The sequence below is a fragment of the Micromonospora echinofusca genome (assembly GCF_017614955.1).
In the GTDB taxonomy this organism is placed as follows: domain Bacteria; phylum Actinomycetota; class Actinomycetes; order Mycobacteriales; family Micromonosporaceae; genus Micromonospora; species Micromonospora echinofusca_A.
Map to the genome: position 1 here is coordinate 1 of NZ_WVUH01000285.1, position 9,558 is coordinate 9,558.

General features: G+C 71.4%; 11 protein-coding genes. 8 read left to right on the forward strand and 3 right to left on the reverse strand.

From position 1 onward, the window contains the following. Positions 1–310: 310 nt before the first annotated feature. Positions 311–1,750 carry an amino acid permease gene (locus tag GSF22_RS25445; protein WP_208816262.1) on the reverse strand — a complete coding sequence of 480 codons (1,440 nt, stop codon included), beginning with the start codon at positions 1,748–1,750 and terminating at the stop codon, positions 311–313. Between the two features lie 332 nt (positions 1,751–2,082). Here GSF22_RS25445 and GSF22_RS25450 point away from each other — a divergent pair, with 332 nt between their 5' ends. From GSF22_RS25450 to GSF22_RS25465, 4 genes are all read left to right on the forward strand, one after another. After that, entirely contained in the window at positions 2,083–2,703 is a 621-nt protein-coding gene (locus GSF22_RS25450) for a DUF6642 family protein (protein WP_208816263.1), read from the forward strand. Between the two features lie 83 nt (positions 2,704–2,786). Beyond that, the gene (locus GSF22_RS25455; protein WP_208816264.1) at positions 2,787–3,110 is read left to right on the forward strand and encodes a hypothetical protein; all 324 of its coding nucleotides are present in this window, start codon (positions 2,787–2,789) and stop codon (positions 3,108–3,110) included. Then, on the forward strand, positions 3,104–3,388 hold the full coding sequence (locus GSF22_RS25460; RefSeq protein WP_208816265.1) for a hypothetical protein: 285 nt from the start codon (positions 3,104–3,106) through the stop codon (positions 3,386–3,388). The genes GSF22_RS25455 and GSF22_RS25460 overlap by 7 nt, the downstream gene beginning before the upstream one ends. A 128-nt stretch (positions 3,389–3,516) precedes the next feature. Next, positions 3,517–3,984, forward strand: coding sequence for a PPOX class F420-dependent oxidoreductase (locus GSF22_RS25465; protein WP_208816266.1), 468 nt, complete (start codon positions 3,517–3,519; stop codon positions 3,982–3,984). 21 nt (positions 3,985–4,005) lie between these two features. Here GSF22_RS25465 and GSF22_RS25470 read toward each other — a convergent pair whose 3' ends face one another. Together GSF22_RS25470 and GSF22_RS25475 are read right to left on the reverse strand one after the other, a co-directional pair. Beyond that, on the reverse strand, positions 4,006–4,644 hold the full coding sequence (locus tag GSF22_RS25470; RefSeq protein ID WP_208816267.1) for an NAD(P)-dependent oxidoreductase: 639 nt from the start codon (positions 4,642–4,644) through the stop codon (positions 4,006–4,008). 131 nt (positions 4,645–4,775) lie between these two features. Further along, entirely contained in the window at positions 4,776–6,008 is a 1,233-nt protein-coding gene (locus GSF22_RS25475) for a serine hydrolase domain-containing protein (protein ID WP_208816268.1), read from the reverse strand. 65 nt (positions 6,009–6,073) lie between these two features. Here GSF22_RS25475 and GSF22_RS25480 point away from each other — a divergent pair, with 65 nt between their 5' ends. The 4 genes from GSF22_RS25480 (at position 6,074) to GSF22_RS25495 (ending at position 9,505) form a co-directional block, all read left to right on the forward strand. Beyond that, positions 6,074–6,667: a pentapeptide repeat-containing protein gene (locus GSF22_RS25480; protein ID WP_208816269.1), complete on the forward strand. Its 594-nt coding sequence runs from the start codon at positions 6,074–6,076 to the stop codon at positions 6,665–6,667. A gap of 76 nt (positions 6,668–6,743) precedes the next feature. Then, a complete protein-coding gene (locus GSF22_RS25485; protein ID WP_307804314.1) occupies positions 6,744–7,175 on the forward strand; it encodes a pyridoxamine 5'-phosphate oxidase family protein in 432 nt (143 codons plus the stop codon). 120 nt (positions 7,176–7,295) lie between these two features. Continuing rightward, positions 7,296–8,237, forward strand: coding sequence for a TerC family protein (locus GSF22_RS25490; RefSeq protein WP_208816272.1), 942 nt, complete (start codon positions 7,296–7,298; stop codon positions 8,235–8,237). Between the two features lie 101 nt (positions 8,238–8,338). Then, the gene (locus tag GSF22_RS25495; protein WP_208816271.1) at positions 8,339–9,505 is read left to right on the forward strand and encodes a hypothetical protein; all 1,167 of its coding nucleotides are present in this window, start codon (positions 8,339–8,341) and stop codon (positions 9,503–9,505) included. The last annotated feature ends 53 nt before the right edge of the window (positions 9,506–9,558 follow it).

A 9,558-nucleotide genomic window follows, 5' to 3' on the forward strand; every position in this document is an offset into this window, starting at 1 on the left:
GGGTGGCGGCGGGCAGGACGACGCCGAGGGCGGCCAGTGCGGTGCAGACGATGGTGGCGAGGATGCCGGCGCGGTGCGGGCGTGGCCTGACGCTGGGCATGACGGGTCTCCCGGAGTGACCACCGGCGGCGACGCCGGGGCGTCGCCGCCGTACCTGGGCGTTCCCGGGCACCCGGTGGGTCGGGCGCCGGTCGGTGCCGCGCTTCGCAAGATCACGGCAAGATTGCTGTAAATATTTGCAAGTATTGCGGTGAAGATAACAGCCGTCTTCCGGGGCGTAAAGAGGCCCGTCTGCGCAGGGGCGCGCCGGTCAGCGACCGTTGCGGCGGGCCAGCAGGGAGTGCCGCCGGCTGTACGCGAAGTAGATGAGCAGGCCGAGCAGGAACCAGACCGCGAACCGCAGCCAGGTCTCCGGGGCGAGGAAGGTGATCAGCCAGACCGAGAAGATCACCCCGATCGCCGGGACCAGCGGCATCCCCGGGAGCCGGAACGTCCGGGGTGCGTCGGGGCGGCGGTACCGCAGCACGATCACCGCGATGCAGACCACGACGAAGGCGAGCAGGATCCCGATGTTGGTCAGCTCGGCGGCCTCCCGGATCGGCAGGAAGCCGGCGATCACCGCGGACGCCACGCCGACGATCCAGGTGACCCGGCTCGGTACCCGCCGTACCGGGTGCACCTTGGCGAACCACGCCGGCAGCAGGCCGTCCCGGCTCATCGCGTACCAGACCCGGGTCACCCCGAGCATGAAGGTGAACATCACGGTGAGGATGCCGACGATCGCCCCCACCGCGATGACGCTGGCCAGGCCGGAGAGCCCGACCGAGGCGAAGGCCGAGGAGAAGCCGCTCTCCGGGTCGATCTCGGTGTAGTGCTGCATGCCGGTCAGTACCAGGGTGGCCAGCACGTAGAGCACCATCGAGATGCCCAGCGAGTAGAGGATGGCCCGGGGCATGTGCCGGGTGGCGTCCCGGGACTCCTCGGCCGCGGTGCTCATCGCGTCGTAACCGAACACGGCGAAGAAGACGGTCGCCGCGCCGGTGAGTGCCCCGGTGACCCCGAACGGGAAGAACGGCGTGTAGTTCGCGGTGTCGATGTAGAAGAAGCCGACCAGGACCACCAGCAGCACCACGGCGACCTTCAGGACGACCACGAAGGTCTCGAACCGGGCCGCCGACTTGATCCCCAGGTTCAGCAGGAACGCGATGAGCAGGCAGAGCAGCACCGCGAAGAGGTCCACCACCCGCCCCTCCCCGGTACCGGGCGCGCCCAGCATCCAGGCCGGCAGCTCGATGCCGATCTGGCCGACGAGGAAGCCGAAGTAGCCGGAGATGCCGATCGCCACCACCGCGACGATCGCGGTGTACTCCAGCAGCAGGTCCCAGCCGATGAACCAGGCCACCAGTTCGCCGAGGACGACGTACCCGTAGGTGTACGCCGAGCCGGCCCGGGGGATCATGCCGGCGAACTCGGCGTACGACAGGGCCGCCGCCGCGCTGGCCACCCCGGCGATCAGGAACGAGAAGAGCACCGCCGGTCCGGCGGTCTGGTTCGCCACCGCCCCGGCCAGGGCGAAGATCCCCGCACCGATGATGCCACCGACCCCGATCGCGGTGAGCTGCCACAGCCCCAGGGACCGGGCCAACCCCGCACCACCACCGCCGGTGTCGGTCTCGTCGGTGATCTCGTCGATCGGCTTGCGGCGGAGCAGGCCCCCGCCGCCGTCGGATACCGGTTGTCCGGAGGTCATCGTCGACCCCTCTCGCTCGCGGGCTGCCGTGGGCTGCCGCCGCCAGCATCCTGACGACGCCAGGGAATCAAATTAACGCATCTCGATCCCGCTGGTGGGTGTCACCAATCCGGGGCCCGCTCCGACGGCGCGACCCGGTACCCGGCTCAACGGCGTACGCCGGATCAGGTTGCTGCCGCCGGGGCGCGCCCGACCGGCGGGCGGCGACGGCCCCCGGGCGGTCGGTCCGGCGGTGCGGCCCCGTCCCGGTCGGTGTGGCCCCTGCGGCCCGGCGGCGTGGCCGCCGGGTGAGGCGGTAACGTCACTGGCCGGGCCCGGTGGAGGGAGTCGGCGTGGCGCGTGGCGGGGTGTTCTGCCTGGAGGGGCAGTGGCACCGTGATCTCAACGAGCGCGGGTCCGTGCTGCCGACGCTGGAGTTGCTGGAGCGCCTCGGCAAGATCCGTTTCATCCACCGGGACGCCGCCACCCCCGACGAGTTGCACTTCTTCCTCGACCGGTGGCTGCTCAAGCAGTACGCCGACTACCGGGTGGGGTTCTTCGCCATGCACGGCGAGCCCAGCCGGCTCTGCCTCACCGACTGGCACTCCGTGGACCTCGACGACGTGGCGGACCGGATGGCCGGCCGGTGCGAGGGCAAGCGGCTGTACTTCGGCAGCTGCTCGGTGCTGCGGGCCTCCGACGCCACCCTGAAGGACTTCCTCGCGGTCACCGGGGCGGCGCTGGTCTGCGGGTACACCCGCAAGGTCGACTGGGTGGAGTCGGCCGCCTTCGAGACGGTGCTGCTCGACGTGCTGGCCAACGGGCACCGGCACAACGCGGCAGAGCTGCGGATGGACTCGGCCCACTGGGCGCCGCTCGCGTCGTACCTCGGGTTCCGGGTGATCTACGCCAACGGGCGGGCCTGGCGGCCGTCCGGGCGGGCCCGGGTGCCGGCGCAGCCCGCCGCCCGCTGACCGTCGACCACCGCCGGACGGTAGTGATCTTAATTGATAAACGTTAATGTGATGCCACCCCTCTGACACCCGGGAGGCATCCGGTGCGACGGTGGACGACCGCGACCCTGGCCGGAGCGACGACGATCGGGCTGGTGCTCGCGCCGGCCGGTGTACCCGCCGCACAGGCGGAGCCGGTGGTACCCCGGCACGCCATCGTGATCTGCCAGTCGGCCAGCTTCTACGACAACTACGACTCGGCCAGCGGCCCGGTCAACCTGAAGCGGACCCTGTACTACGGCAACAAGATCGGGCACACGCCCGGCGCCCACCCGGTCTACAACGGCTGGGCCGCCACCTTCGACTTCGGCCCCAACGACTGGGGCTACCTGCGGCTCGAGTGCATCGGCGGGTACGACTCGTGGTGACCCCCCGCCGCGCCGCGCTGGTCGCGGCCACCGTCGCCACCGCCCTGCTGGCCACGCCCGTCGCGGCCGGGGCCGCCGACGGGACGATCGGGGTACGGGAGACCGTCTGCGCCGAGTCGCTCTTCGTCCGGACCCAACCCAACGGGGCCTGGATGGGCACCCTCTACCGGGGGCAGACCTTCCTCGTCGAGGGCCCCCGCTCCGGCGGGTACGTCTACGGCTTCGCCTACGGGTACATCAACCGACGCGGTTGGGTGCAGGACGGCTGGTTCTGCTGAACCGACCGGCGGTGGGACCGGCAGTCGCTGCACGCGCTCTCCCGGCGGGCGCCGGACGTGGTGTCCCGGCCGGTCGGCGCCGGACGTGGTGCCCGGCGGGTCGGCGCCGGACGTAGTAGAACAGACCGGTGACACCCAACATCGCAACGAACCAGCAGGTCGAACGGGATGCCCTGATCGACTTCCTCACCCCTCGGCACCGCGCGGTCATCATGACCTTCCGCCGGGACGGCCGACCCCAGTCGTCCCCGGTGACCTGCGGGGTGGACCCCGGGGGACGGATCGTGATCTCGACGTACCCGGAACGGGCCAAGGTGCGCAACCTGCGCCGCGACCCCCGGGTCTCGCTCTGCGTCCTCTCCGACGACTGGAACGGCCCCTGGGTCCAGGTCGACGGCACGGCCGAGGTACTGGACCTGCCGGAGGCCCTGGAGCCCCTGGTGGAGTACTACCGCCGGATCTCCGGTGAACACCCCGACTGGGACGGGTACCGCGACGCCATGCGGCGGCAGGGCAAGTGCCTGGTCCGGGTCACCATCGACACCTGGGGGCCGCTCGCGACCGGCGGATTCCCGGCCCGGCTGGCTACCGGCTGAGGTCCGGCTGACAGACCGGGATCAGTATGCGGCGGTGAACCGGGCGTCCGTGAACCGCGGCTGCTCGATCTCGTCGACCACCGCGACCGCGAAGTCCTCGTAACTGAGCACCGAGCGGCCGTGCTCGTCGGTCACCGGCCGGTCGCCGTCGGTCCGGTAGTGGCCGGTGCGCTCGCCGGGATGGAACTCCAGCGGCGGCGGCGAGACGTAGGTCCAGGTGACACCGTTCGACGACCGGTAGTAGTCGAGTGCGTCGGCCTGACCGGCGGCGGACTCCCGGTACCGGTCGGGAAACTCGGGATCGTCGAGGAGCCGACTACCGTCCGGTGCCAACAGGGTCGCCCCGCCACCCAGGTGGATGATCCGGGGCGCCGCCGGCATGTCCCGCAGCGTGGTCACCAGGGTCTCGGCGGCCTCCCGCCAGAGGGTACGACCGGGGCCGCCGATCGCCACGACCAGCGCGTCGGCCAGTGGGGCGAGTTCGGCCACCGACCGGGCCGAGGTGGCATCGCCGGGTACCACGCTCACCTCCGGCGGCAGATAGGTGACCGCCTCCGGTCGGCGTACCGCCGCCGTCACCTGGTGGCCCCGTCGGACGGCCTCGGCGCAGACCCGGGAGCCCAGGGTGCCACCGGCGCCGAACACCACGATGTTGCTCACCCTGACCGCCTCCCGCGCGCCGGCTGAGCTGCCCGGGCAGGCCGCTCGTCTCCCAGGCTACGAAGCGGGCCGTGAGCCGGTGGCCGGAACGCGGGATCTCCGGTACGGCGGCCCCGACCGGTACCCGCTGGTCAGCCGACCAGGGCCGAGTAGACCAGTTGCCGCAGCTGGGAGCGGAGCGGGTGGGTGCTCGACGGCATGAGCTGGGTGAAGAGCAGCGCGGTGACCTCCTCGGCCGGGTCGACCCAGAACGCCGTGCTGGCCACCCCGCCCCAGTAGTACTCGCCGACGCTGCTGGCACTCCGGCTCGGCACCGGGTCCAGCACCACGGCGAAGCCGAGCCCGAAGCCGATCCCGTCGAAGACCGTCTCGGCGAAGCCGCCGACCGACAGCTCACCCAGGTCCCGGCCGCCGGGCAGGTGGTTGTGGGTCATGAACCGCACGGTCCGGGGAGCGAGCAGGCGTACCCCGTCCAGATCGCCCTCGCGGAGCAGGAACTGGGTGAACCGGTGGTAGTCGGCGGCGGTGGAGAGCAGGCCACCACCACCGGAGAGGAGCCGGGGCGGCTGGTGTGCCAGGGCGCCGATCTGGTCGTAGCGGACCGCCCGGCCGGTGCCCGGATCGGGTACGTAGAGCGCGGCGAGCCGCTTCGCGTCGGCGTCGTCGGCCCACCAGCGGGTGTCGGTCATGCCCAGCGGCGCGAAGATCCGCTCGGCGAAGAAGGCGTCCAGGGACTGCCCGGAGACCACCTCGACCAGGCGGCCGAGCACGTCCGTGGCGACCGAGTAGCCCCAGGCGCTGCCCGGCTGGAAGAGCAGCGGCAGCTCACCGAAGGCCGTGCAGGCGGTGGCGAGGTCGACGTCGGCCGGCGGCAGCAGGTCGTAACCGGCGGCCCGGTAGATGCCGTCGACCACCGAGGTCTGCATGAACCCGTAGGTCAGGCCGGCGGTGTGGGTGAGCAGGTGCCACACCCGGATCGGCTCGGTGGCCGGCACGGTGTACGGCTTGAGGGCCGACCCCTTCTGGTAGACCCGTACGTCGGCGAACTCGGGCAGCCACCGGCTGATCTCGTCGGTCAGCTCGAACCGGCCCTCCTCCCAGAGCATCATCGCCGCGACCGAGGTGACCGGTTTGGTCATCGAGTAGATCCGCCACAGGGTGTCCGACTCGACCGGCAGGCCGGCCTCCCGGTCCCGCAGCCCGTACGTGGCGGAGTGGGCGATCTCGCCCCGGCGGGTCACCACGATCTGCCAGCCGGCGAGCCGGCCGTCGTCGACGTACCGGCCGAAGTGCTCGTCGACGCGCGCCAGCCGCGCGGGGTCGAAGCCGACCTGATCCGGGTCGACGGTCCGTGCCACGCTCATCGCCCGAACCTAACGCCTGGCCCGGGGCGGGGAAAGTGTCGGTACGGCACACTAGTCTCGGCCCCGTGGTGGAGCTGACCGAGGACGAGACCTTCCGCAACGACGACTGGTACGCGGAGGAGTTCGTCGAGCGGCACTTCACCCGGTGCCGGTTCTTCGACGTCGACCTGACCGAAGCGGTCACCCGGGGTGCCGTCTTCACCGAGTGCGTCTTCGGCAACGTGCGGTTCAACGCCTCCCGGCACACCGACTCGGCCTTCCTGCGCTGCGAGTTCAAGCGGTGCGTGTTCTTCGATGCCGAGTTCACCGGTTGCAAACTGGTCGGCAGCAGTTTCGCGGAGTGCGACCTGCGTCCGCTGCGGGTGGCCGGCGGCGACTGGTCGTTCGTGGCCCTCCCCGGAGCGGATCTGCGGGGCGTGACCTTCTCCGGGGTCCGGATGCGCGAGGCCGACCTGACCGGGGCGAACTGCGCCGACGCCGCGTTCACCGGGGTGGACCTCTCCGCCGCCCAGTTGCACGCCGTCCGGCTCACCGGGTGCGACCTGCGGGGCAGTGACCTCAGCGCGCTCGACCCGACGGCGGTGGAGGTCGGCGGTGCGGTGATCGACCCGGAGCAGGCGCTGGTGATCGCCCGGTCGTTCGGTTTCGAGATCCGCTGACCGGGCTCCGCGCGTGGAGAGGTGATCATCCATGTCGGATGGGATGCTGTCCGGCATGGCATGGTGGTCAGATCTGGTGAAGGCAGAGCCCGAGTTCGCCGAGCGGGTGCGGGCCCGGTTCTCGGTCCGCAAGCACGGCACGATGGCGACGCTGCGCCGTGACGGTTCGCCCCGGATCAGCGGGACGGAGTTCCAGTTCGACGAGGACGGGGAGCTGCGCCTCGGCAGTATGCCGGGCTCGTTGAAGGCCCGTGACCTGCTCCGCGATCCCCGGGTCGCGTTGCACTGCCCGACCGAGGACACCCCGGAGGACGATCCGGGCTCGTGGGGCGGGGACGCCAAGATCGCGGGTCGGGCGCACGAGGAGCCGACCGCCGAGGACGGGTCGCACCGGTTCCGGATCGAGGTGACCGAGGTGGTGCTGACCCGGGTGGGGGAGCCGTCGGACCACCTGGTCATCGAGAGTTGGCATCCGGACCGGGGAATCACCCGACACAAGCGGTACTGACGCCCGTATCGTGCCGTTATGGACCATCGGGTAGGGGAAGGGTGCCGGCACGGCCTACCGACCGGTCCCCTCCGCTGTCCGGACGTGCTGCGGACCTGACCGGTGCGGGACGTCGCCGCGCTGGTGGTGCCCCTGTGGGCCTGGTTCGCTGTCGTCGCCCTCCTCGCGGCTCTGCTCGCCGTCGACATCCTCCTGCACCGGGACAACCATGTCATCGGCGTACGGGAGGCGCTGCTCTGGTCGGCGGTCTGGATCGTCGCCGGCCTCGCCTTCGGTCTGGTGCTCTTCGCGTGGCATCCGGAGGCCGCCGGCGTGTACTACGCCGGGTACCTGATCGAGAAGGCGCTCTCCGTCGACAACGTCTTCGTCTTCGCGCTGATCTTCGGCTACTTCAAGGTGCCCCCGCAGTACCAGCACAAGGTGCTCTTCTGGGGGGTGGTCGGGGCGCTGATCTTCCGGCTGGGCTTCATCTTCGTCGGGGCCGAACTGCTGGAACGCTTCTTCTGGACCGGGTACGTGCTGGGGGCCTTCCTGATCTGGACCGGCTGGAAGATGGCCGTCAAACGGCAGGAGGACATCGAGCCGGAGTGCAACCTGGTGGTCCGGGCGGTCCGGCGGCTGGTACCCATCGAACCCCGTTTCTCCGGTGACCGGTTCCTGGTCCGGACCGAGGGGCGGCGACGCGGCACGCTGCTGCTCGTCGCCCTGGTCGCGGTGGAGGCCACCGACCTGGTCTTCGCCATCGACTCGGTCGCGGCGATCCTGGCCGTCACGACCAACACCTTCATCGTCTGGACCGCGAACGCGTTCGCCGTCCTCGGTCTGCGCAGCCTCTACTTCTGTCTCGCCGAACTGCTGCGCCGCTTCACCCACCTGCACTACGGTCTCGCGGTGCTGCTCGCCTTCGCCGGGGTCAAGCTGATCCTGGCCGGGACACCGGTCGGCAAGCTGCCCGTCCCGGTGACCCTCGGGTTCGTGGTGCTCACCATCGCCGTCTCGATCGGCTGGAGCATGCTCGCCACCCGGGACGGGCGCGACGGTGGGCGGGCGGGGCGCTCCTGACCACCGGCTGCCCGGGATCTGCCAGAAAACGGCAGGAATTCGTGACTCTCGATTCCGCAGCGTTACGATACGGGGACGGTGCGCGATCGGTGGGAGTGTCGGTGGCGGATGGGTCGGCCGGTCCCCGGCCGGGGCCGGTGGGCCCGGTGGACTGCTTCGACCGGTCCCTGCTGGTGCACTGCGGCCCCGCCCAGATCGCCGAAGCGGTGGCTGTCGCCGACCAGCCGGGTAGCGGCCTCGTCGTCACGGCCTCCGCCGACCGCCGGCAGAACTGCCTCGACCAGGCCCGTCGCCTGGTCCGGAGCGGTCGGTTCGGTCATCCGCTGCTCCTCGACGCCGGCCGGTACGCCGGTGCGGGCCGCTGCGACGCGCGTACCCCGTTCAGCGACTGGTGGATCGACGGTCAGCGCGAACTGGGACTGCCGGTACTCACCGACTCGGGGTACGTCGCCGCCGGTGATGCCGCCGGCCTCTGGCACCTCCTCCAGGCCACGGCGCGGCTGGGCGACGCCATCGCCCTGCTGCCCCTGCACATCTCCTGGTTGACCGGTACCGGTGCCCGCCGGACCCTCACCCGTTACGTCGCGCTCGCCGGGGTTCCGGTGGCGCTGGTCCTGGAACATCCGGCGGATCCCTTCGCGGAGCCGGGTGCCGTCGAGGGCCTCCTGGAGGTACTCGACTGCGGGGTGCCGGTACTGCTGTTGCGTTGCGACGTCTCGGCGCTCGGTGCGCTCTGCTGCGGGGCGACGGCGGCGGCGGTGGGCACCGTACCCGCGCTGCGGCACCTGTACCCGGTGCCGCCGGTGCCCGGTCCGGCGCCCCGGGTCGGCCGGCCGTCGGCCATCGTGGGCCGGTGCCTGGCGTACCGGCGGACCGACGTGATCGCCCGCACCCGGGCGCTGTTCCCCGAGGCGGGACTCTGGACGTGCGACTGCGAGACCTGTGACGGGCGGGACCTGAGCTGGCTCGACCGGCAACCGCAGCACCGCCGCAGTCTGCTCGCGTTCCGGCATTCGTTGCGGGTGCTGTACGCGCTACGGGACGACATCTTCCGGTCCAGCCTGCCGAACAGCCGGCTGAGCTGGCATGCCCGCTGCCGTGACGCCATCTGGCGGCACGCCGACGTGCGCTGGCCGGTACCCGGGATGCTGCGCCGGTGGGAGACGGCCCTGCCGGCGCTGCCGGTCACCCGGCTGGCGCGGCTGGACCGGTCACGGCCGGTCGGGGTGCCTCCCGCCAACGGGCCGCAGCCGGTCAGGGTCGTCTGAGCCGCCGATCGGCCTGCCGGCGGGTGGCGGCGGGGGTAGCGTGGGCCCGGGGG